This is a genomic window from Prevotella sp. C561 (genome assembly GCF_000224595.1).
GTDB classification, from domain to species: domain Bacteria; phylum Bacteroidota; class Bacteroidia; order Bacteroidales; family Bacteroidaceae; genus Prevotella; species Prevotella jejuni.
This window is the reverse complement of the sequence record NZ_JH114140.1, coordinates 53,163-77,401: the sequence shown is the minus strand read 5'-3', so window position 1 is coordinate 77,401 and position 24,239 is coordinate 53,163. Positions and strand designations below refer to the sequence as shown.

Sequence of the window (24,239 nt, the reverse complement as noted above, 5' to 3'; positions counted from 1 at the left end):
CAAAATTACTTTTTTTATCCGATAATAGAAAGGAAAAGACGCTAAATTAAAATTTTAACTCTATTTTTATGTAAGAAAGCCTTGCCTTTCTAATTTTTTACTTATCTTTGAACGATGAATATAAATATAGCTATTTAGGATTAATATGAGCAACAAAAGAGATTTAAAACGCACCATCAATTATATTTGTGGTGACTTGTTTACAGAGGGTATCGCAGCATCCCTCTATGGTGAAGAGCATGATAATGATAATACTGAGGCAATCCTCACGTCAATATTGGTAATGCATAGCAACTACATCAGACGCGTATCTCATGTAGAACCAGGCATGCCAGCCAAGGTTTACTTCAATGATTTGAAAGATAAGTTTAGTAAAGAAGTCAATGAGATAGTAGACCAACTCAATAACCTTGCATAATGTTACAGGCTATAGCTAAGTGGCTACTTTATAGTTTTATGGGGTGGAAGAAAGATGTTAGGTACACTTTACCTAACAAAGCTATTATTTGTCTTGCACCCCATACGAGTAATTATGATTTCCTTATAGGACAACTCTACGCAAGGGCCGAACAACAGAAAAGCAACTTCCTAATGAAGAAGGAATGGTTCTTTTGGCCGTTGGGTCCTATCTTCCGTAGGCTTGGTGGAATTGCTGTATGGCGAGACAAGCATACGAGTATGACCGACAGACTGGCCGAACATGCTATGAAGGCTGATAGTTTTCAACTATGTATTACGCCCGAGGGTACCAGGAGTCTGAACCCAGAATGGAAGAAAGGCTTTTATTATATAGCCTTAAAAGCGCAGTTGCCCATCCACCTTTATGGCTTAGATTACGAAAAGAAGCTAATTCAATGTTCGAAAGTAATCATACCATCAGGCAACATTGAGGAGGATATGAAGGAAATCAAATTGTATTTCAAAGACTTTAAGGGTAAACATCCAGAACTGTTTACGATAGGAGAATTAGACGGATAATGAAGATAAAATTGCTTTGTACTGCACTTCTTGCTATGTCATTTGCTACGACAAATGCACAAACAGGTAAGGCGTCATGGGGAAGAACGAATTATGAAGATGCACCTTGGGTTAAGAATGTATCCCGCCCAAATGAGATAACAGATGGCTTACAGAACAGACACCTTTCTGTTTGGTCGTCTCATGGAAGATATTATGATGCTAAGAAAGGTGGATGGAGATGGCAAAGGCCTATCTTGTTTGGTACTACCGAGGATCTTTACACACAAACGATAGTTCTCCCTTATCTCATACCGATGCTTGAAAATGCAGGAGCAATTGTCTACTCTCCACGTGAAAGGAACTGGCAAAGGAATGAAATCATAGTTGATAATGACAATAGAGTCAACTATAAAGAGGAAAGTCTTAAGAAGAAATGGAGTAACACAAACGAGAAAGGCTTTGCACTTCACTATGGTAGTTATAACGATGGAGAGAACCCGTTTACTGCTGGTACGGCTCGACAGGTCAAGGCAAGAAAGCGTGATAGCAAGCTGAGTTCCGTTGTCTATCAACCTACTTTCCTCGAAACAGGACGTTATGCAGTATATGTAAGCTACCAGACACAGAAGAAGAGTGTGGAAGCAGCGGAGTATATTGTATTCCACCAAGGCCAAGAAACTCATTTCCACGTCAACCAGCGCATGGGTGGCGGCACATGGGTTTATCTTGGAACATTTGAGTTTGACAAAGGAAACAGTATCAACAACTCTGTTGTACTGACTAATCATAGTTCGCATAGAGGCATAGTAACTACTGACGCAGTACGCTTCGGTGGTGGTATGGGTAACATTGTTCGTGGAGGAACGTTGAGTGGCTTACCTCGATTCCTTGAAGGAGCAAGATACTCAACACAATGGGCTGGTGCGCCTTGGAGTGTCGTCAGCAAGAGTAATGGCTCTAACGACTATAACGACGACATCAATTGTCGCTCACTGATGACGAATTGGTTGGCTGGAGGTTCATGTTATCTCCCTGATAAGAAAGATGGGAAGAAGGTGCCTATCGAGCTTGCTTTGGCTGTTCATAGCGATGCTGGATATAAAGCCGACAATAGTTTTGTGGGTACCTTAGGTATTTGTACAACCCAAGAAGGGAATAAGACATTAGGAGATGGCCTTTCACGTAAGGTTTCAAAAACACTTGCAGAACAGTTGGTTAGCAATGTTAAGAGAGATATAGACAATGCCTTTCATGTGAACTGGGCCACTCGTTCTGTGTGGGATCGCAACTATAGCGAGACTCGTCTGCCTGAAGTACCATCAGCCATACTTGAGACACTATCACATCAGAACTTCCCTGACATAATGTTAGGGCAAGATCCTAACTTCAAATTCACGCTTGCACGCTCGGTCTATAAGACTATCTTGAAGTATGAAGCTAACATGCACGGTAAGACTTATAGCGTACAACCCCTTGCACCAAGTAATTTCAAGATTGAATACATATCCCCTAAGAAGATTAGACTACAATGGAAACCAACCTTCGATGCCAATGAGCCTACAGCAGCTCCTACCTCTTACAACGTTTATGTTGCTATGGGAACAACCGGATTTGACAATGGTATGAACGTTCGTAACCCGTCTTTTGAGATAGAGTTACAGCCTGGTTTAGTCTATAACTTTAAGGTAACGGCTTGTAATCGTGGTGGTGAGAGTTTCCCTACAGAGACCCTTTCTGCCTTACGTAACGATGGTGCAAGTCAGACAATACTTATTGTCAATGCCTTCCATCGCCTCTCTTCTCCAGCTGTGGTGAACACAAACGCAGAACAAGGGTTTGACCTTGAGGCTGACCCAGGCCTTAGCTATGGTCCTGTCGCTGGATGGGCAGGAAGACAAGCTAACTTCAACAAGACAATGATTGGTAAGGAAGGACCTAACGCCTTAGGCTATGGAGGAGAGGAACTTGTTGGTAAGATTATAGCAGGAAACGACTTCAACTACGTAAGAGAACATGCAGAAGCACTACGTCATGCTGGTAGATACAACATTGTTAGTTGTAGTAGTAAAGCCGTTGAGAATGGTGAAATAAACCTTTCAAAGTATGCTATGGTAGACTTACTCCTTGGCAATGAGAAAGATGATGGGCATAGTTTATTATATTATAAGACCTTCAAACCATCCCTTCGTCAACAACTTACAAAGTATCTCAATGGCCGTGGCAATCTCTTTGTCAGTGGTTCTTATCTTGCATCAGACATGCAAGGGACTGACGAACAAGACTGGTTGAGAAACAACCTCAAGATTACATTTGACAGTGCTAACCCTGATAATTATAACTCTATTGTCACGGGTATGGGTATGTCGTTCGATGTCTATCGAACTATCAACGAACAACATTATGGTGCTTACACGCCAGATAACATCCAACCTGCCGACAACGCCTTCAGTACATTGACTTATGCCGATGGCCATACAGCGGCTGTAGCCTATAAAGGAACCAACAACAGTGTGTTTACACTCGCCTTTCCTTTTGAATGTATCAAGGATGCTGCTACCCGCAATAGTATTATGAAGGGAATAGTTAACTTCTTGCTAAAGAAATAAATAGAATTATCTAAAAACGCAATTACTATGTATAAAATTCAAGCAAACGCTTCTGGCACACGAAGCATTGAGATAACAGACTGCCATCTTGAGACTATCAAGAAGTATTCACTCCTATCAGGACTGGTCAATTCCAATGGGATTATCGACGAAGACATCCTTGACAAACTTAAGTTTAACGTACGTGGTCTGCTTGAGTCAGAACCGGGTAAGGACAAAGACTTACTTGACTTATGTCTTGATGTCATCTATAATCAAAACATGAAGGGTATCGGACTGAAGAATCTTGTTGCTCTCTACAAAGAATGGAGTTTGTCTCATCAAGACACTGAAGAGTAGACGATGATGTCTATCTATCTGTGTTCAAAACAATAACAAGCCCCTATGCGTAGGAGATAGTTTATCTCCTCTGAAAGTAAATCAATTAAAACAAACATCATTTGAGTTCACAAAAAGGAAATACAAGACCTGCTAAGCAGCATAAGAAAACAACACCAACTCAACAACAGAACAGAGAACGTGCTGTTAAGAAAGAAGAGAAAGTATTAAAACCATCAAGATTTCAACTAACAGACTTCCTCCCTACCACTAAAAAAGAGGTGGAACTGCGTGGTTGGGACCAGTTAGATATTATCCTCTTCTCGGGTGATGCCTATATTGATCACCCTGCCTTTGGAGCAGCTGTCATAGGTAGAACACTTGAAGCAGCTGGCTATAAGGTGGCTATCGTACCACAACCCGACTGGCATGGAGACTTCCGTGACTTTAAGAAGTTAGGCCGGCCGCGCCTTTATTTCGGTATTTCACCAGGCGCAATGGACTCGATGGTGAACAAATATACCGCTAATCGCCGTCTACGCTCGGAAGATGCCTACTCTCCTGATGGTAGACACGACTTGCGACCAGAGTATCCAAGTATAGTCTACTCTAATATTCTCCGACAGCTCTATCCCGATGTTCCTATCGTCTTAGGTGGCATTGAGGCTTCACTACGGCGTCTTACCCACTACGACTATTGGAAAGATTGCCTTCGTAAGTGTATTCTCTGCGATGCACATGCCGACATGATTATCTATGGTATGGGCGAGAAACAGGTGGTTAGCATTGCACAGGAGTTAGAGAATGGGGCTCATATCAAGGACTTAAAGCATATTCCACAGACTGTTTACCTCTGCAAAGAGGATGATATCCCAGGTGGGATTAATGAGGATGACATCCTACTTCATTCGCATGAAGCATGTCTTCATAATAAGAAATATCAAGCGGAAAACTTCAAGCATATAGAAGAAGAGTCTAACAAGAAACACGCACAACGTATTCTGCAGGCTGTCGACAACGTCTATGCTGTCGTCAATCCGCCCTATCCTACTATGTCAACAGCAGAGGTAGATGCGGCTTACGACCTCCCATACACACGTGAACCACACCCAAAGTATCGTGGTAAGACAATCCCAGCATACGAGATGATTAAGCACAGTGTGAACATTCATCGTGGATGCTTTGGTGGTTGTTCGTTCTGTACCATCTCTGCTCATCAAGGTAAGTTTATTAGCTGTCGCTCAAAAGAGAGTATCTTGAAGGAGGTAAAACAGGTTGTTCAGATGCCTGATTTCAAAGGCTACCTCTCTGACCTTGGTGGTCCGTCAGCAAATATGTATGGTATGGCGGGCAAAAACCAGAAGGCGTGCGAACATTGCAAACGTCCAAGCTGCGTCAATCCAGAGATTTGTCCTAATCTCGAAACCGACCACACCAAACTACTTGAAATCTATCATGCTGTAGACGAGCTGCCAGAAATCAAGAAGAGCTTTATCGGTTCAGGTGTACGCTACGACTTACTGCTTCATAAGAGTAAGGATGAGAAGAGTAATGAAGCTGCCAAACAATATACGCGCGAACTGATAACACGCCATGTCAGCGGCCGTCTGAAGGTTGCGCCAGAGCATACCTCTGACCGAGTACTCCACCTCATGCGCAAACCTTCTTTCCAACAGTTTTATGCGTTCAAAAGGATTTTCGACCGCATAAACCGTGAGGAGAATATGCGACAACAGATTATTCCTTATTTCATTTCCTCCCACCCTGGATGTCAAGAAGAGGATATGGCCGAGTTAGCAGTACTGACGAAGGACCTCGATTTCCACCTCGAGCAGGTGCAAGATTTCACCCCTACCCCTATGACTGTCTCCACGGAAGCATGGTACACAGGCTACGACCCCTATACGCTTGAACCTATCTTCTCGGCAAAAACACCAAAGGAGAAACTTGCTCAACGCCAATTCTTCTTCTGGTATAAGCCTGAAGCACGTCGTGACATTGAACGAGAACTTCATCGCATTGGGCGTAGTGACCTGATAGCCAAGCTCTATGATAATCCACCTAAACAGCATCCACGTGCTGTCTACGACCCTAAGGCGATTGGAAGTACACCTGACGTCCCTAACAAGAAACGTAAAGGACGCGAAGAAAAGCCGACGGACAATCGCAGAAAATCGGCAAAACAAAATGATAAGCGACCCAAGAGTTTCAATCCAAACTTCACTGGTAACCATCGACGCAAACAAAAATAAGACATCTGAAGAAGGAGTTATGACCCATTAATCATAGCTCCTTTTTTAGCTTTTAATGATAACAGAGACGAGATTTCACTGTCGAATAGTTTTTATAACATACCAAGTACTTTGAGTGAGGAAATACAGAAAGGACTATGAAAACTAACTCTACATTGTTATGAAATAATATGACAAAACAAAAGATAACCAGTTCATAATCCTTCTCAAAGGTAAGCTCTCAATAAATTCATAACCAACTAATATCCAAAGAGATAGAAACTGCGACAAAGAAGAGGCTTAGCTTGGTTCAAGAAGGGCGTTAGTAAGCCCCAAGAAAGGCGTCTTCAACAAGCAAGACAGGCCTTGTTTAGAAGTCAAAAGAGCATGTCTAATTTTCTTGCTCAGATTTTTTATTACAAAACAAAGGGATTAGTGGCGAATAAAGAGACGACAAGCAACTCCTTTTATCATCTATGACACGATAAAGGATGGGCATAAATGATATACTTTAGGTATATTCAGAAAGTTTATAACTAACAGATTGCCAGTGTGATGAGAGTTCCTTTTCAAACCTCTGACTACAAAAGACTTTCAAGGTAGCAGTCATTGACTATTGCACTGCACGAATCAGTCTTTCCCTATAGGCAACCCGTGCTTTGGTTATTATGACCTCTGCTGACTTCTGACAACAAGCTTTACTCCGTTATGGTATAGCAAAGACATCATCTTCACCTGCGCCCATGAAACATCCTCAGATACACCCTTTCTTTAGCTATGTAATTCCCGCTATCATGCTTACTCGTGATTTGAACCCGTTAGATAATGCTCATGCCGGGCATACCAAAGAAAGAACATGCATTCTCGTCTGTCCTTACTTTAAGCATATTGGTAAAGGCAAACATGATAAATTACTATTAAGAATGATTTATTATACTTGTGATATTATTTAGTTAGTTTAACAATATGGTAGTAGCACAGATACAAAATAATACGTATTTTTGCAATAAATAAAAGAAAAATAGTATGTGCGATATTAAGGACGTAGCCAGATATATTGGCTTATCATTAATTAATAAAGGCTTATCAGTTAGTCCATTGAAGCTTCAAAAAGTACTTTATTATGTTCAATCATGGAATATGGTAATCTTTGGTCGGGACAAAACATTGTTTCCTCAAGCTCCACAAGCTTGGGTTAATGGTCCTGTATATCCAGAGATTTATTATGAATACAAAGATAAGGTACCGAATATGTGTGATCATTTAGATGAAACTAATTTTGGTACTGATAGTGCTCATATCGATAAAACTCTTCAAGAACTGGCAGAGAAATTATCGTTCTCAAAAGACCAAATTGAGTTATTTGAATCAATATTCATGCTGTATGGCTCGAAATCGCAGAATGATCTTATATTTTTAACTCATTCTGAAAAGCCATGGGTAGAAGCCCGTGGTAGTCTTAACCCTTTTCAACGTTCAGAAAAGAGTATTAGTCTAGATACAATGCATAGTTTTTATAAAGATAGATACGATAGAAATCGGAAGCACCATGAAGCTCAATGAATGTGATATTGATATACAACGTGAAGAATTAGAAACAATCAATAAACCTGATTCTTTTAAGAATAAGATTCATACAGATGATGTTTTGATATCAAAGGATTTACCAATAGTCATTAAGTATGATTATATTGATTTGGGCAAAACTGATTATCATTTCCATCAAGATTTTACTTTGAGAGATACGCAAGCCTATTTCTCTAAGATGAAAGAGATATCATCTAACACTATAAACAATCTAGAGAAAATAGCAAAGGAACATCACTTCTATTGTTCACCATTCACAGGGAAGGTAAGAGAGAATATTCTAAAAATTATGCCTAATGTAGATGAGAGCATTATTATCTATCATTTTGGGCTATATGAATGTGATAGCAGAGAAGCAAGAAGAGAAACTGGAGAAAGGTCTCCTAGAATCTATTTTGTGTTAGGCAATTATGGCTTTATCTATATCTTATTTTTTGATCCTTTCCATGAATTAAATCCTTAAATAAATACCAGTGAGTCTGTCCAAAATTAAATCAATACATGACAAGGTTATTTCTTACCTTATGTCGATAATAAAAAAGAGCTATATAATACCTTAACAATATTTAAAGAGGTGAAGATAACTATCTCACCCTTTTTTAGTAATTTTGCATTTGATTCAGTAAGAAGGGCTCTTAAATACATAAGTGAAAGTAGCAAAGGAGCCTACTAACAAGATGAATAGATAACAATAAGAAGCTATAAATAAGAAAATAAATTCAAATTATGAGTAAGCAAACAGAAAAGATCAAAGCACTCGTGGAGAAGCGCGAGTTAGCACGCTTAGGTGGTGGTCAGAAGGCCATCGACAAGCAGCACGAGCGCGGAAAGTATACTGCACGTGAGCGTATTGAAATGCTGGTTGACAAAGGCAGCTTCGAGGAATATGATATGTTCAAACTCCATCGTTGTCATAACTTCGGTATGGAGAAGAAGCAGTACCTCGGTGATGGTGTTGTTGCTGGTTCAGCAACTATCGACGGTCGTCTCGTCTACCTCTATGCACAGGATTTCACCGTAAACGGTGGTTCGCTTTCTGAAACAATGGCTCAGAAGATCTGCAAGGTAATGGATATGGCTATGACCAACGGTGCACCTGTCATCTGTATGAACGACTCTGGTGGCGCACGTATTCAGGAGGGTATCTCTGCTTTGGCAGGTTACGGCGAAATCTTCGAGCGTAATATCCTCGCTTCTGGTGTTATCCCACAGATCTCAAGCATCCTTGGTCCATGTGCCGGCGGTGCGGTTTACTCTCCAGCATTGACAGACTTCATCATCATGAAGGAACAGACAAGTTACATGTTCTTGACTGGTCCTAAGGTTGTAAAGACCGTAACTGGTGAAGATATCGACGCAGAGCACCTTGGTGGCGCAAGCGTTCACGCTTCAAAGAGTGGTGTAACAAGCTTCACAGCTAAGACTGAGGAAGAGGCAATGGACCTTATCAAGAAGCTCCTTTCTTACATTCCTTCAAACAACCGTGAAGAAGCACCACGTGTAGAGTGCACTGACCCTATCGACCGTAAGGAAGACCTCTTGAACGAGATTATCCCAGACGATCCAAACCAGGCATACGATATGTACAAGGTAATTCAGGCTGTAACTGACAACGGAGAGTTCTTCGAGGTTCAGCCAAAGTTTGCTAAGAACATCATCACTGGTTTCGCTCGTTTCAATGGTCAGAGTGTTGGTATCGTAGCTAACCAGCCATCAGCATATGCCGGAGTATTAGATACCAACGCAAGCCGTAAGGGTGCGCGCTTCGTTCGTTTCTGCGATGCTTTCAATATTCCAATCGTTTCACTTGTTGACGTACCAGGTTTCCTCCCAGGTACTGGTCAGGAGTATAACGCTGTAATTCTTCATGGTGCACAGTTGCTCTATGCTTACGGTGAGGCTACAGTTCCAAAGATTACTATCACATTGCGTAAGAGCTATGGTGGTTCACACATCGTTATGGGTTGTAAGCAGCTCCGTTCTGACCTCAACTTTGCATGGCCAAGCGCTGAGATTGCCGTTATGGGTGCATCTGGTGCTGTTGCCGTTCTCTGTGGTAGAGAAGCTAAGGAAGTTAAGGAGCAGGGTGGCGACGTTAAGCAGTTCCTTGCAGAGAAGGAAGAGGAGTACTCAGAGAAGTTTGCTAATCCATATCAGGCTGCTCAGTTCGGCTACATCGATGATGTTATCGAACCACGCAACACTCGTTTCCGCATCTGCCGTGGCTTAGCTCAGTTGGCTCATAAGAAGCAAGACTTACCAGCTAAGAAGCATGGATGTATGCCAATGTAATAAAGGAGGCACACGACTATGGATAAAAACGTATATGCAGCTATTGCAATGGCACTCTATGAGTATGCCGGAAACAATGTTCACGATAACGAACCTGGCTTTATCACTATTCTGCCAAAGCAGACAATGTGGGATGCTAAGTTCGAGATAATGACAAAGAAACCATAATAGACAACAATGAAAGAATTCAAATATACTATCGACGGCAAGGAATATAAAGTCGAGATTGGTGAGATTAATGCCGAGAATGTTGCAGAAGTATCTGTCAACGGCGAGCAGTATGCAGTACAGATGGAACAGCCTGCTGAACCAGAGAAGAAGAAGGTTGAGCTTGGTAAGCCAGCTGCTGCTGAGGCAAGTGAGGAGGCTACTCCTGCTGTTGCTATCAACAGTTCTGCAGCTGTTAAGGCTCCACTTCCAGGAACCATTACATCTGTTGAGGTGACTGTTGGTCAGGAGGTAAAGGCTGGCGATACTGTTGTTGTCCTCGAGGCTATGAAGATGCAGAACAACATCGAAGCTGAGATGGATGGCAAGGTAACTGCTATTGCTGTGAAGGTCGGTCAGGCTGTGCTTGAGGACGACCCATTGGTTGTTATAGAATAATTCCGTTATCAGCAGACTAATGTTGCTGACACTGTATAGCATTTTATTAAGGAGGGTATGTCGACATGATATACCCTCTCTTTTTAGTATCTCATCTTTCCATCTTGACGTATGGCTATCTTCTTATAAAACAAGAACTGGATTCAAATAAGAAATGTACAGAATGTAAATTGACCAAAAATAATTTTGCTGTCATTCCTGTCATCGTTCATAGTAGTATAACCAATTAGTTCACAAAGGATTATACGAAATGTTAAAAATGACAGCAACTTAATTTAAAACTAAATCGTAGTATTAGGTTAGTATTATACGTACTTGTATGATGCCCAATATGAGCATCACAAAGGAGTAAGATTCTTTCACTTATACCTTACCCTTTCTGAGAAGAACTGAAACACGAATTATCCTATGACTCTACAATTTATAGAATAGTATTAGAAACTCTGTAACACGATATAGGAGAAAGAAGATAGATGGACTATATTATATAAGGTATAGTAAGTCACACACAATAAACTGATATAGGCTAAACTTTTATCGTGTATCTCTCAATAAAAAACAGACAACCACATATCCTCCTCCAAGTTACCCAAGCACCGATTTATTATAAGTTCGAACTTATTAATAAAGGCCCCTTTGTCGAACAATGGAGAACGAAATGTGATTGTATGGTTATAAAAGTGTGAGCTATGCACACACCACTTATAAATTCGAGGGATTAAAGTCCCTACAACCAGCTTACAATATCTACTTACAGTTTATTACCTTCCTTTGGAAAGACAACAGAAGGCTTAAAGGATTTTGCTTCTTCAAAATCCATCAGCGCATAAGAGATGATAATCACCTCATCACCAACTACAACCTTGCGAGCTGCTGCACCGTTAAGACAGATACAGCCAGAACCTCGCTCACCTTTTATAATATAGGTCTCGAAGCGTTCACCATTGTTGTTATTAACAATCTGAACCTTCTCGCCTGCTATCATATTAGCCGCATCCATCAAATCTTCATCAATGGTAATGCTTCCCATATAGTGGAGATTGGCCTCTGTCACAGTGGCACAATGCAACTTACTCTTTAATACTTCAATCAACATCTTTACTTATTATCCTCTGTATTTTATGTGGTCAATAAGGCGGATTGGCGTATGACCACAATAAACCGTAATACAACCAACAACATAATCCTCCCATGTATTTACTTTAAGGAGTGTGTTGCCATCTACAATCTCAAAATATTCAACCTCAAGTCCGTCAACTGCATTAATCTCATTAACGACCTTCTCTTGCGTCTCAGCAACACTATGCGACTGAGAGTAATCAACACTCTTGCGCAAGGCCTCATATATCTTCGGTGCTATCGCCCGTTCATCAGCAGTCAATAGCATGTTACGAGAACTCATAGCTAAGCCATCCTGCTCACGCACGATTGGACATTCCACAATAGTAAAACTGTCCTTCATACCGATAAAGTCGACAAGTCGCTTAATGACAGCTATCTGTTGCCAATCTTTCTCACCAAAGTAAGCCCTATCAGGACGAACAATATAAAACAATCTACTGACAACTTGGCAAACACCATTGAAATGACCAGGACGCTTTGCACCCTCCATCACTGTAGACTGGGGCGAGAACTCAAATTGACGATTATCTGGTTTTGGATAAATCTCTTCAACTGTTGGAGCAAATACATAGTCTGCACCACACGCTTCAAGAAGCTGGCAATCAGCCTCTAACGTACGAGGATAACGTTCTAAGTCACCCTTATCATTAAATTGTGTAGGATTAAGAAAAACTGAAACGACCGTTACATCATTCTCCTTGACACTTTGTTTCACAAGTGAAGCATGCCCAGCATGCAACGCCCCCATCGTAGGAACTAAGCCAATCGTCTTATTGTTCTTACGGTAAGAGAATAGTTCGTTCTGAAGTTCAACAATCTTTTGAATAACTTTCATCAATCATTATAGTTTTTGACAATGCAAAGTAACAACAAAATAATTAAATAGACGAGATTTTAATTAAATAATCTCAATGTGCTCTACTTTTTATTTGTTTTCAGAAGAAAGCAACTGTATTATCAGTTTTTTTAGTAACTTTGCACCCAATAAGTTGCGCCTTGGAGTTTATACATTCTTGGCGCATACTTATTATAGTTGCGAAAACAAAAATGATAAGATAAGAATGGGAAAAAAGTATTATTTGTTAATCAAGAAATCATGCCCTATGTGCCAAAAACAGAGATGTCTTCTTATGGCGCTGAAATGCCACACATCATGCAAGAAGCGGGATTCGAAATTCGCACTTTCATGCCAAGATGGGGGAATATCAACGAACGTAGAGGGCAGTTGCATGAGGTTATTCGCCTTTCAGGTATGAACTTGATTATAGACGATACCGACCATCCATTGATTATCAAGGTTGCAAGTATTCCACAAACACGTATACAGGTTTACTTCATTGATAATGAAGACTATTTCCAAAAACGCCCAGCTATGACAAAGGACGAATTAGGAAATGACTACCCTGATAATGGTGAGCGTGCCATCTTCTTCGCAAGAGGAGTTCTTGAGACTGTTAAGAAACTTAGATGGACACCTGATGTAATCCACTGCCAAGGATGGATGTCATCTGTAATCCCATTTTATGTAAAGACAGCTTACAAAGATGAACCACAGTTTGCCAACTCTAAAGTAGTTACCTCACTCTTTGCTGAACAACCACAAGATAGCTTAGGAACAAACTTTAAGCATTGTCTTGAGTTCCGAGATGCAAAGGCTAAGTACTTAAAGGAGTATGGTGATAACTTTGATTTTAAGGAGTTAGGTAAGTTAGCTATTGATTATTCGGATGGTGTTATTGGAACCAGTGATGGAGTACATACTGACCTTATTAATTATGCAAAGAGTAATGATAAGCAGTTATTAGAACATCCTATTGATGACACTGAGCTTAAAGAGAAATATTCAGAATTCTATAACAAGCTATTCTGATATACTTAGATTATTACAAATACGATATTCTAAATGAGAAGGAAGATTATTGCAGCTTGTATGCTTGCAGCTTGTATCAGCATGATATCATGCGATGATACCACAAATACCATCGGCGACTCACTAATTGACAATGGCGACAAGCTCTCTATAACAGCAGACACATTCAGCGTAGCCTCTGAAACAATGGTTGCAGGACGAGTTATTGCTCGTTCATCAACTGGATATCTGGGTAGAATGGTTGACCCTGAGACAATGACAACTGTTACGGGTAACCTTATGTCACAGTTTCATGTACTGAGTAATTATGAGTTACCAGCGAAAGACTCTATCATGAGTCGTGATGCAAACAATGAAATTATTGCTGACTCTTGCGATATAAGATTGTATTATAGCACCTACTATGGCGACTCTCTTAGCCAGATGAAAATGACAGCATACGAGCTTTCAACACCTGTTAAGGAGGGAGAGAGCTATTACTCTGACTTTGATCCAGAGGCACAGGGTTATATCCGACCAGCTGCACAAGGTGGTATAGCAGAGAAACGTTCCTTTACTCTAACAGATTATACGGAAGCTGATAGCATAAGAAATAGAAGAAACTATAACAGAAACATCATTGTCCGTCTGAATAAACAGTATAAGGATAAGAATGGAGTAACGTACAATAACTATGGAACTTACCTGCTACGCAAGTATCAGCAAGACCCATCTGCATTCCGTAACCCTTATCGCTTCTTACATGAGATTTGTCCAGGATTCTACTTTAAGGTAGATGGTGGCTCTGGTTCAATGGCTCACATCCAGCTTGCACAGCTGAACATCTATTTCAAAAATAAGCAGAATGGTAAGGTATCAGAGATATCTACTAACTTTGTAAGTACTGAGGAGGTACTTCAATTGACTAATTTCTCTAATGATAACACCAAGTTGCAACAATTAGCCAACGAGTCAGGACATACTTATCTCAAGACTCCTGCAGGCTTATTTACAAAGTTGACGTTGCCAATGTCTGACATTATGGCAGGACATACGAATGATTCTATCAATACGGCAAAGGTTGTTCTTCACCGAATAAACAACAGTTCAACTTCTGACTATCAATTCGGAATACCACACAATGTCGTGATGGTACCTGCAGACAGTCTGCAATCGTTCTTTGCAAATAATCGTTTACCAGATAATAAGACTTCGTTCATGGCTACTTACAATAGTAAGACAAACGCATACGAGTTCAATAATATATCTGGCATTGTCAATCTCTTCTCACGCAACAGAACTATGCCTGCATGGGGAAAGGTAGTTGTAGTACCCGTTGAATTACAGTCTGTTACACAAGGAACTGGTAGTAGTAAAAAAACAGTTATTACCAAGGTCTCTAATGATATGGGCCTATCAAGTACAAAGCTCTTGGGTAACACATCTACAGGCAAGAATATTCAGATTTCGATAATATACGGTAAGTTCAATGGCAGATAACTATTTGGAACGACATCGTGAGGAATATGAGCAGCGCAAAGAGAGGTGGCTTCGTAAGAAAAAGAACCTGAGACGACCTGTGAAGGTAAGACTTCAGAAGCCAGACGACGAAGCACTATAACATAAAATATACATATAGAATCGAACTTACAATATAGATGTACGTTCGATTCTTATGTTTTTGGCACAACATTTGTTTGTAATGACCAACTAAAAGAGGACATGTTGTCCACAGAAACAAGCAAAAAAAGAAAGGTTAGGATATGATGAATCAATTTTCACCAAAGGTTTCTGAGGTTCTTTCATTCAGTAGAGAGGAAGCAGAGAGACTGACGAGTAAGTCGGTAACTCCCGAACATATCATGCTTGCTATCCTACGAGAAAAGTCAGGACCAGTTTGGGAACTATTCAGTAAATGGAAGGTTGATATAGACAATATAAAGAGAGAGATAGAAAAGAAGGTTCAAGAGAAATCCATTGATACTACGGTTTCAATACCAGACATTATTTTGGACGAGCAAGCTAATAACATTTTAAAGTTAGCTGTACTCGAAGCTCGTATGCAACATGCTGAGACTGTAGATATTCTACATCTATTCCTTGCCATCCTACATGACTCATCTAACAATGGTGCAAAGGTAGTTTTGGAAGACAGTGGATTCAATTATAACAACGCAATATCAATGTTACAACAACGTGCAAACCAGCCAAAAGACGGTATAGGGATGGCTGATGAGGAAGAAATGGATGATGACATGATGTCGTCGTCATCTAATAATGGTGGTAACACAAAGACAACACAAAGCTCACGAACAAAGTCTAAGACGCCAGTACTCGATAGTTTCGGTACCGACCTCACTCAGGCTGCAGCAGAGGGGAAGCTCGATCCTGTTGTAGGAAGAGAGAAAGAGATTATGCGCGTTAGTGAGATCCTTGGTAGAAGGAAGAAGAATAACCCAATCCTTATCGGTGAACCAGGTGTTGGAAAGAGTGCTATTGTAGAAGGCTTAGCACAACTTATTGTAAAGCATCTCACCTCTCCTATCCTTTTCGACAAACGAGTCATCACACTCGACTTGACAGCTGTAGTTGCAGGTACTAAGTATCGTGGTCAATTTGAGGAACGTATCCGTGCATTGATAAAGGAAATTGAGCAGAACCCAGACATCATCATCTTCATTGATGAGATTCACACGCTTATCGGGGCAGGTTCTTCTCCAGGCTCTATGGACGCTGCTAATATCTTGAAGCCAGCCTTGGCAAGAGGTACAATACAGTGTATCGGTGCTACGACACTTGATGAATACCGTAAGTCAATTGAGAAAGATGGAGCCTTAGAGCGTCGTTTCCAAAAAGTTTTGGTCGAACCAACAACAGCAGAAGAGACGCTTCAGATTCTTGAGAATATTAAGGATCGCTATGAAGGCCACCATCATGTACGCTACACAGAGGACGCTTTGAAAGCTTGTGTTAAGTATGCTGAGAGATATATCACCGATCGCTCATTCCCAGACAAGGCGATAGATATTATCGACGAGGTTGGTTCACGTGTTCATTTACAGCATGTTAAGGTACCACAGTCCATTCTCGATATTCAAAAAGAGATTGAAATAGCACAGGAGAAGAAGCAGGCTGCTGTAAAGAATCAGAACTTCGAACTTGCTGCAAGCTTCCGTGATAAACAAACGGAACTTGAACAAAAATTGAAAAATGAGCAGGAAAGATGGCAAAATGGCGACACCGAAGATAAGATTGAGATTGGAGAAGATGCCATTGCTGATGTTGTCTCTATGATAACAGGTGTCCCTGTTCAGCGCATGCAAGAGGCCGAAGGCATCCGATTAAAGAACATGAATGACGATCTCAAGCAGGTTGTCATTGCTCAAGATGCTGCTATCGACAAGATGGTTAAGGCTATTCAGCGTAATCGTGTCGGTTTAAAGGATCCTAATCACCCTATCGGTGCGTTTATGTTCTTAGGTCCAACTGGTGTAGGTAAGACTTATCTTGCCAAACGCCTTGCTGAGATGATGTTTGGATCAGCCGATGCCTTGATACGTATTGACATGAGTGAATATACGGAGAGTTTCAACACCTCACGCCTTGTTGGTGCTCCTCCAGGATACGTAGGATATGATGAAGGAGGACAGTTAACCGAGAAAGTGCGTCATCATCCCTACTCTATCGTCCTACTCGATGAGATAGAGAAGGCACATGGCAACGTGTTCAACATGCTTTTACAGGTACTTGATGAAGGTAGATTAACTGATGGTAACGGTCGATTGATAGATTTCCGCAATACTGTCATCATTATGACATCTAACGCTGGTACACGTCAACTGAAGGAGTTCGGGCAGGGTGTTGGTTTCAAAGCAACTAATCTGAATGGCTTATCACAGAATGAAGGTGACAAGGAGCGTGCTCGTGCTATCATTCAAAAGAGTCTTAGCAAACAGTTCGCACCAGAGTTTCTCAACCGTTTGGACGAGATTATCACCTTCGACCAGCTCGACCTCGAGGCTATCAAGAAGATTATCAACATTGAACTCAAAGGTTTGTTCAAGCGTGTGCATGAACTGGGCTACGAGATGGAGATAACAGATGAAGCCAAGGAGTATGTGGCAACGAAGGGATATGATGTACAATTTGGTGCACGTCCATTGAAGCGTGCTATCCAAAATCACATCGAGGATGGATTAAGCGAACTCATTCTCTCTGGCGAAATCAAGGCTGGTGACACCATCAAGATATCAAAAGAGAAAGATAATGATAAACTGAAATTTGATATTCTACCAACAGAATAACAGCTAAGAGTGGGAGTTATATCTCTCCACACTTGTGCTCTATATCATCATAAGTCCGTCTTTGGAGATAAATTAAAGTCTACATGATTTCTCATTAAGCTCTAATGAACATTCAAAAGAGACTTAGTTAATATTCAAAAGGTGTTTAGTCAACAGCTGACTAAGCACCTTTTTTTATGCTCTTTTGTCATTCTTATTGACTGATAAATTCAGATAAGAAAGGATAACATGCTACTCATGAAAAGAGACAGCCGTAATTACGTATTATTACAAGAAAAGTTTAAAATTCATTTGCTGTCATTTTTAACATTTCATGTAACTATACTATAAGCTAACAAGTTAAGTTCATGAAACGAATGACAGATATGACAGCAAATTTAAAACTATGGGAAAACACTCAATAAGCCGTCTATTAAAAAGTGGCCACATCGGGATGCGATAACTTCATATTTCTACACAATATAGAGAATATAATAGTTCTACAAAATAATTCATATCTAACAAACGCAGATTTATAGATATTATATAATACTCGCTTTTATTCTTACTAATACCAACATAAAACTTTACTCGTCTTAAAAAGGGTATGCAAGGTTTTATATGTACAGAAATATCAAAAATAGTATCAGAGAGCTACCTCCCAACTTCTCCTCCATAGTAATCACTATCTATACCACCAACGATTCAAAGAGGAGCAGAAACTGTGCCTGAACCACCTAATCAACAAAAAACTGCACTACCTTTTCTAAAAGTATTCGATTATTTTAATTGTTCTTCTATGACCAAGGAAAATAAAGGTCTATCACAAGAATGATTTTTGTAAGCCCTTATGTAAGATTCAGATCTATTACAACTGTTTTGCACATAATTGTAATATGACTCACTTTGAGTCCTATCATAATACCAACTATCATCTAAGTCCTCTATTGTAGAATCAGTCAAACTATATACATCACCACCTAAGATTGGAATCAATAAAAGTTTGCATATTTGCACTATTTTAAGTGCTTCTTGTTCTGGGAAAGCATAACCTTCAATACCTAAATGGTTCAAGGAATAATATTCAGAAATATTATTATCTTGAATAATAGACATTATATCACTTTTTTCCATTTACAAGAGACTAAATAATCTATGACTTGAAAGGCTAAAATATCAAATAGCGTAGCACACTAAAAGAGACAGAAAGCTATCCAAAGAGTTATATACAAGAAGGCAAAAAACAATAAAAAACAGGAGTTTCCACAAATAAAACTTTATAGAGACTCCTGCTTTAACTATAATATAAAGCCCTCGCAAATATTATCAAAGGCTAAAAATAGACCATTACAAACCCAAACTCTTCTTGATAGCTTCAATCTTTTCACAAGCACGCTGCTCGCAAGCAGGGAAATCAGAAGCAGAGTTCATTGTATCCTTTATCTCAAGATAGAACTTAATCTTTGGTTCAGTACCTGATGGACGAACGCTCACCTTAGTGCCATCAGTGCAGAACCACTGGAGAACATTGCTTGTATCAGGCATATCCATCTTCTCCTTAGAACCGTCAGCCTTCGTTAGTTCAAGGCTCTGGAAGTCCTTATAAACATCGATGACACTACCGCCAAGCTCCTTAGGAGGATTAGAACGGAAGTTCTTCATCATCTGCTGAATCTCGTCAGCACCGCTCTTACCAGGACGCTCCACATTGACTGTGAACTCATGGCTGTAACCATACTCCATATAAATATCCATAAGAATATCATACAAAGTTTTACCATGATCCTTTGCATACGCACAAATCTCTGCCAACAAAGCACAAGCACTTACAGCATCCTTATCTCTTACGAAGTCTTCTGCAAGGAAACCATAGCTTTCCTCACCACCGCCAATATATTGCTGCTTACCCTCAGAGAGTGCAATCTCACGTGCAATCCACTTGAAACCAGTGTAGCAATCACGCATCTCTACGTGCTGTTTCTCTGCAATCTTACGAATAACCTCTGTTGTAACAATGGTCTTTACGATAAAGTCTGTTGGCTTCATCTTGCCCACAGCCTGACGATTAGTGATAATATACCACAAGAAGATCAAGCAAGTCTGGTTACCATTAATCAGTACCCATTCGCCATCACTATTCTTACAAGCCATACCTACACGGTCAGCATCTGGGTCAGAAGCCATCAAGATATCGGCATCGAGAGCCTTCGCATCACGCAAACCGAGTGTCAAAGCTTCTGCTATCTCTGGGTTTGGACGGTCGACAGTAGGGAAGTTACCATCTTTCACCATCTGTTCCTTCACACAATGAACATTGTCAAAGCCCCATGAAGCCAACGCACGTGGAATAATTACGCGACCAGCACCATGTAGCGGAGTATAGACAATCTTAAGGTCATGCTGATTCTTAATGACCTGCGGGTCAATACTGATAGTCTTTACCTTATCAAGATAAATCTTATCAATCTCTTCGCCGATAATCTCTATCAGTGCTTTATTACCTTCAAACTTAACATCCTCGACCTTAACTTTGTTCACTTCATCAATGATTCCCTTGTCATGGGGCGCAAGTACCTGTGCACCATCCTCCCAGTAAGCCTTGTAACCATTGTATTCACGTGGGTTATGACTTGCTGTAATGTTCACACCAGCCTGTGCCTTCAAATGACGAATAGCAAAAGAGCACTCTGGAGTAGGGCGAAGATCGTCGAAGAGGTAGACCTTTATGCCATTAGCAGAGAAGATATTAGCAACAGTCTCAGCAAAGAGACGAGAGTTATTACGGCAGTCATGACAAACAACGACGCTAATCTGCTTCATATCCTTGAAATTAATCTTCAAGTAATTAGCAAAGCCTTGAGTTGCCATACCCACAGTATAGATATTCATACGATTAGAGCCAGCGCCCATAATACCACGAAGACCACCTGTACCGAACTCTAAGTCCTTATAGAATGACTCTATGAGGTCAGCCTTATCTTCGTTGTTAATCATAGCCTCAACGGCTGAACGAGTCTTGTCATCGAAAGCAGGAGCCAACCACTGCCGTGCTTTCTCTTCGCATTGAGCGATGAGTGTTTGGTTATTGTTCATAATTTAAGTATTTTCTCATTTATGACTTATATCTGCAAATGTACTCAATAATTCTGAGAAAGCCTCTTTTAGATAGAGTTTTTTTGTATTTTTGCACCTATAAGATTTGGAGTTTGCTAAGAACATCATGTTTATTAGCATTTCTCATATACTTACAATTAAATCTATTCTTAAACTTATTTGAAATGGAATTGAATTTTCAAGGTATTCTACTGGCCGTGTGCACGTTTCTTATCATCGGACTTTGTCATCCATTAGTCATAAAGACAGAGTATTATTTTGGTACAAAACCATGGTGGATCTGGCTCTTAGCGGGTCTTACTTGCTGTGTTTCTGCTCTTTTTATACAAAGTCTTTTCTGGTCAGCATTGCTCGGTGTGCTTGGAGCTTCCTTCCTTTGGGGCATTGGCGAACTCTTTTCTCAAGAGAAGCGTGTGGTCAAAGGTTGGTTTCCGATGAATCCTAAGCGTAAGGAACACTACGAGAAACTTAACAAGGACGACTCTATCTGTCCTGCTTGCAAGCATAAGAAATAAGCGTTCCTATTTATTTCTTTTCGTCGTGCAAAGGCTAATAACTGATGGGTGTTGGGTGTTGAATGTTGGGTGTTAATGGTTAGAGTAACTATTTTCCATTGTTTATAACCCATAAACCTACAGCATACTTTATCTCGTTAGACACCTACTTTCATTCGAGCAGAGGGGTAGAGAAGAGAGCTTTTCTTTACCCTTATGTCAACTTTTTTCACTCCTCTTGACTGTAGTACACGCCCTTTAAGGTGAAAGAAGAGGCCTAACAATCTTCAAGAACATGCCCTTCTTGGATATAGAAGACGCCCTTCTTGGGGCAAGAAAGGCGTCTTCTTCAATGCTAAACATAATACATTGATATCTTGATGGTTACAAACTTGATTACAGACTATATTACACTCCTATTTTGAAGGTACTTTGCACTATATTATGTAATTATTTTTTATGTTTTTATTGATTCTTTCGTTGTAGGGTGTTATAGCGATTTCGATAACATGGAAAGGTGGCCCCTCCCCCATCCTCTCGCCCATAGAATGTGGTGTAATTACCATGTTACACCAGAGAAGATACTAATAGAAGGGAGAGCCTACTCCATCATAGAGATTTTATAATCTATCCTTTGAATAAGACATTATACTCACCAAAGCCATAATATCAATTAAACAAACCCACACTAAAACCTACATTATATAGATTAGGATGCCCAGCGGAGTTAGCAGAAGTAAAGTCGCCGAACGCTTTCACAAACCACATAGCACGTGATTTCTTAATAGTTAGGGGGAACTGATACATCACCTGCAAGCGTCCATGAAATAGGTTGGCATCATAATAAGGTAGGTCTTTCAGCAAGACACGCTGTGCCAAGATAGAAGAGTCATCTGCTAATTGCAGATCGGCACGTGTAGAAACACTATATCCAAGTGTCAGATCTGCCGTAAGATGCTGTTTGAACAATGAGATACCATTCTCCAACTGAAAATTAATACGGCTATAATCAGATGATGACAACGGTAGAAGATGACGATTGCTTGCCTTGTGCGTATCTATTGAAAAGCCAGTATAACCTTTGAGGGAGGCCGTTGCCTGCTGAAGAAGACGTGAGGGAGCATCGTTGAGGAAGTTGGCACGATAGCGGAAAGCGCAATCGAACGTACGCACCTGATAGCGTTTACGAAACTCCAACTGTTTCTCGTATGTGTAAGACGTTGTCCCTATCTGTGGGTCATTCTTGATAATCAACTGTTGACGATACTCATCTGCATAGCCTTGTTGCCAATCCATACGGACGTCAACTTGGTGTAACACGCTCCCAGTAAGCAATCTGTTTTGCGACTGTACATTATATAAATAGGTGAAGTATCTGCCCGGTTCGTATTTATACGTACCGTATGCATACTCCTCTCCACGACTAATACCAAAGCTATTCAGCGTATGGAAGCTATCAGACCGGTATCCGTAATCCATAGCTGCACCCACTTGGTGGTTCACCCACTCCCTATTAAAGCTCGAATAACCGCCTATTGTCCCCGTTGCATACTCCATTCCAGAGAAGAGATAATAGGTAAGTGTGGCATCACTCTGCACTGTTACTAATGGTCCCATCTTCTCTTTACGACGGTCGTAATAGCCCGATAAGCCCAGCGTATGCCCACCCATCGTGTAAGAAACAGACGGAGTCAAACGGTAATCAAGCAACTGCGAACGTGAACGAGGGTCACGAAAGCGGGAGAGATCGCCCAACTGATAGTTTAGTTGAAGGCCGAAACGCCATCCAGAGAAGTCTGTCGTACCTACAGAAGCTACCATATCAAAGTCTTGATGGTCGTAACTTCCTGCAATGTCACTACCCGACTGGTAGGGATTAGAGTTGTAAGGACGATACTGGTCGGCAAAGGCACGGTCCTTGGTACGGCCGAGGTTGAAGTCTACCTTACCATAACTATATAGATATCGACCCAATCGTTGATAGCGTTCGGTAAAGAACTGCATGTTATTCATTGCTCCCCCCTCCTGCACACGATGGTAGTCGCCACCACGATGGTTGAACCCTATGGAGGCAAATCCACGATTAGGCGAATCGTCAAGAGAGAGTCCAGCGGCATTACTTGTGTTATGCCAGAGTTGTGTAAGGTTCTTATAGCGATATTCAGGCTCGCCCACAAGAGAGTCAGAAGGCGTCTGTGCCATCGTTGGGAGCGTAAACATCAATAAGAAAAGCCTTCCCCAGCCTCTCCGAAGAGAGGATTGTACAAAGGCTGAAAAGGTGGAGAAGGAATATGAAGTATTCATAAGCGATGATAATTAATATGTATGTGTGTGCAACAACAATAGTTTGTAAAACCGATAAAAGTCTCTGAAAGAATTGAATACGCAAAGGGCTTACGACATTTCAACCCCTTCAGACACGATTCAAACTACCTTAGAAAGTCCTTGGTGCTATCGTTGTTGACACTTGAAAATCGTTAGAACTATTGTTTGTATCCATGAGTATGCTTTGTCCAGCAGCTGTTGTAGAAGTCACCTTACGGTAGACGACCTCACCCGACAGACCTGCTGTGGCATTAATACTTATATAACCCGCATCAATATCACCATAAAGACGCTTCTCGCCAACGTCCGTCCCTGTTGCCTTATGACGAAGGAAATCAACGCCATCAATGATATATCGCTTAGGTAGAAGACCATACTGACTGCGTTTTCACCTTGTTTTATATACTATTTCATGGTCGTAACCTCTCCAAACATTCATTATTTTCATGAGA

Annotated in this window: 20 protein-coding genes and 1 pseudogene; 15 read left to right on the top strand and 6 right to left on the bottom strand. The window is 40.7% G+C overall.

Features of this window, described 5'->3' with window-relative positions; all coding sequences use genetic code 11:
• The first annotated feature begins 145 nt into the window (after positions 1-145).
• The 10 genes from HMPREF0666_RS01850 to HMPREF0666_RS01805 all read left to right on the top strand — a co-directional run bounded on the left by HMPREF0666_RS01850 (position 146) and on the right by HMPREF0666_RS01805 (position 10,600).
• Positions 146-418 carry a hypothetical protein gene (locus HMPREF0666_RS01850; RefSeq protein ID WP_009010590.1) on the top strand — a complete coding sequence of 91 codons (273 nt, stop codon included), beginning with the start codon at positions 146-148 and terminating at the stop codon, positions 416-418.
• Positions 418-978, top strand: a complete 561-nt coding sequence (locus HMPREF0666_RS01845) for a 1-acyl-sn-glycerol-3-phosphate acyltransferase (protein ID WP_009010589.1) — start codon at positions 418-420, stop codon at positions 976-978. The genes HMPREF0666_RS01850 and HMPREF0666_RS01845 overlap by 1 nt, the downstream gene beginning before the upstream one ends.
• A complete protein-coding gene (locus HMPREF0666_RS01840) occupies positions 978-3,566 on the top strand; it encodes a fibronectin type III domain-containing protein (protein ID WP_009010588.1) in 2,589 nt (862 codons plus the stop codon). The genes HMPREF0666_RS01845 and HMPREF0666_RS01840 overlap by 1 nt, the downstream gene beginning before the upstream one ends.
• A 27-nt stretch (positions 3,567-3,593) precedes the next feature.
• On the top strand, positions 3,594-3,905 hold the full coding sequence (locus tag HMPREF0666_RS01835) for a hypothetical protein (protein WP_009010587.1): 312 nt from the start codon (positions 3,594-3,596) through the stop codon (positions 3,903-3,905).
• A gap of 101 nt (positions 3,906-4,006) precedes the next feature.
• Positions 4,007-6,136, top strand: coding sequence for a YgiQ family radical SAM protein (locus HMPREF0666_RS01830; RefSeq protein WP_009010586.1), 2,130 nt, complete (start codon positions 4,007-4,009; stop codon positions 6,134-6,136).
• A 1,005-nt stretch (positions 6,137-7,141) separates the two neighbouring features.
• Complete coding sequence (locus HMPREF0666_RS01820; protein WP_009010585.1) at positions 7,142-7,678, top strand: Panacea domain-containing protein; 537 nt, start codon at positions 7,142-7,144, stop codon at positions 7,676-7,678.
• Positions 7,665-8,165 (top strand): hypothetical protein, encoded by a 501-nt coding sequence (locus HMPREF0666_RS01815; RefSeq protein WP_009010584.1) that lies wholly within the window; start codon positions 7,665-7,667, stop codon positions 8,163-8,165. The genes HMPREF0666_RS01820 and HMPREF0666_RS01815 overlap by 14 nt, the downstream gene beginning before the upstream one ends.
• Before the next feature lie 263 nt (positions 8,166-8,428).
• Positions 8,429-9,994: an acyl-CoA carboxylase subunit beta gene (locus HMPREF0666_RS01810; protein ID WP_004359500.1), complete on the top strand. Its 1,566-nt coding sequence runs from the start codon at positions 8,429-8,431 to the stop codon at positions 9,992-9,994.
• Between the two features lie 18 nt (positions 9,995-10,012).
• Entirely contained in the window at positions 10,013-10,162 is a 150-nt protein-coding gene (locus HMPREF0666_RS17610; RefSeq protein ID WP_009010583.1) for a hypothetical protein, read from the top strand.
• Positions 10,163-10,171: 9 nt separating this feature from the next.
• Complete coding sequence (locus tag HMPREF0666_RS01805) at positions 10,172-10,600, top strand: biotin/lipoyl-containing protein (RefSeq protein ID WP_009010582.1); 429 nt, start codon at positions 10,172-10,174, stop codon at positions 10,598-10,600.
• A 751-nt stretch (positions 10,601-11,351) separates the two neighbouring features.
• On the opposite strand, the gene panD is transcribed toward HMPREF0666_RS01805, so the two are convergent.
• Together panD and panC are read right to left on the bottom strand one after the other, a co-directional pair.
• Positions 11,352-11,696, bottom strand: coding sequence for an aspartate 1-decarboxylase (gene panD, locus HMPREF0666_RS01800; protein ID WP_009010581.1), 345 nt, complete (start codon positions 11,694-11,696; stop codon positions 11,352-11,354).
• Between the two features lie 9 nt (positions 11,697-11,705).
• Positions 11,706-12,557 carry a pantoate--beta-alanine ligase gene (gene panC / locus HMPREF0666_RS01795; protein ID WP_009010580.1) on the bottom strand — a complete coding sequence of 284 codons (852 nt, stop codon included), beginning with the start codon at positions 12,555-12,557 and terminating at the stop codon, positions 11,706-11,708.
• Positions 12,558-12,842: 285 nt separating this feature from the next.
• Between panC and HMPREF0666_RS01790 the strand changes: the two genes are divergently transcribed.
• The 4 genes from HMPREF0666_RS01790 to HMPREF0666_RS01775 all read left to right on the top strand — a co-directional run bounded on the left by HMPREF0666_RS01790 (position 12,843) and on the right by HMPREF0666_RS01775 (position 17,875).
• Entirely contained in the window at positions 12,843-13,592 is a 750-nt protein-coding gene (locus tag HMPREF0666_RS01790; RefSeq protein ID WP_009010579.1) for a glycogen/starch synthase, read from the top strand.
• Between the two features lie 33 nt (positions 13,593-13,625).
• A complete protein-coding gene (locus HMPREF0666_RS01785; protein WP_009010578.1) occupies positions 13,626-15,071 on the top strand; it encodes a DUF4270 domain-containing protein in 1,446 nt (481 codons plus the stop codon).
• Positions 15,061-15,192 (top strand): hypothetical protein, encoded by a 132-nt coding sequence (locus tag HMPREF0666_RS01780; RefSeq protein WP_009010577.1) that lies wholly within the window; start codon positions 15,061-15,063, stop codon positions 15,190-15,192. The genes HMPREF0666_RS01785 and HMPREF0666_RS01780 overlap by 11 nt, the downstream gene beginning before the upstream one ends.
• A gap of 142 nt (positions 15,193-15,334) precedes the next feature.
• Positions 15,335-17,875, top strand: coding sequence for an ATP-dependent Clp protease ATP-binding subunit (locus HMPREF0666_RS01775; RefSeq protein WP_009010576.1), 2,541 nt, complete (start codon positions 15,335-15,337; stop codon positions 17,873-17,875).
• Positions 17,876-18,634: 759 nt separating this feature from the next.
• On the opposite strand, the gene imm40 is transcribed toward HMPREF0666_RS01775, so the two are convergent.
• Together imm40 and HMPREF0666_RS01765 are read right to left on the bottom strand one after the other, a co-directional pair.
• On the bottom strand, positions 18,635-18,988 hold the full coding sequence (gene imm40, locus HMPREF0666_RS01770) for an Imm40 family immunity protein (protein ID WP_157600227.1): 354 nt from the start codon (positions 18,986-18,988) through the stop codon (positions 18,635-18,637).
• Between the two features lie 213 nt (positions 18,989-19,201).
• Positions 19,202-20,947 carry a phospho-sugar mutase gene (locus tag HMPREF0666_RS01765; RefSeq protein WP_009010574.1) on the bottom strand — a complete coding sequence of 582 codons (1,746 nt, stop codon included), beginning with the start codon at positions 20,945-20,947 and terminating at the stop codon, positions 19,202-19,204.
• A 185-nt stretch (positions 20,948-21,132) separates the two neighbouring features.
• On the opposite strand from HMPREF0666_RS01765, the gene HMPREF0666_RS01760 reads away from it, so the two are divergent.
• Positions 21,133-21,483, top strand: coding sequence for a DUF4491 family protein (locus tag HMPREF0666_RS01760; RefSeq protein ID WP_009010572.1), 351 nt, complete (start codon positions 21,133-21,135; stop codon positions 21,481-21,483).
• Between the two features lie 648 nt (positions 21,484-22,131).
• Here the strand turns inward: HMPREF0666_RS01760 and HMPREF0666_RS01755 are convergent.
• Together HMPREF0666_RS01755 and HMPREF0666_RS16360 are read right to left on the bottom strand one after the other, a co-directional pair.
• Positions 22,132-23,766, bottom strand: coding sequence for a DUF6850 family outer membrane beta-barrel protein (locus HMPREF0666_RS01755; protein ID WP_009010571.1), 1,635 nt, complete (start codon positions 23,764-23,766; stop codon positions 22,132-22,134).
• Positions 23,767-23,896: 130 nt separating this feature from the next.
• Positions 23,897-24,154 (bottom strand): annotated as a pseudogene (locus HMPREF0666_RS16360) (DUF4876 domain-containing protein); the annotation flags it as partial.
• Positions 24,155-24,239: the final 85 nt, after the last annotated feature.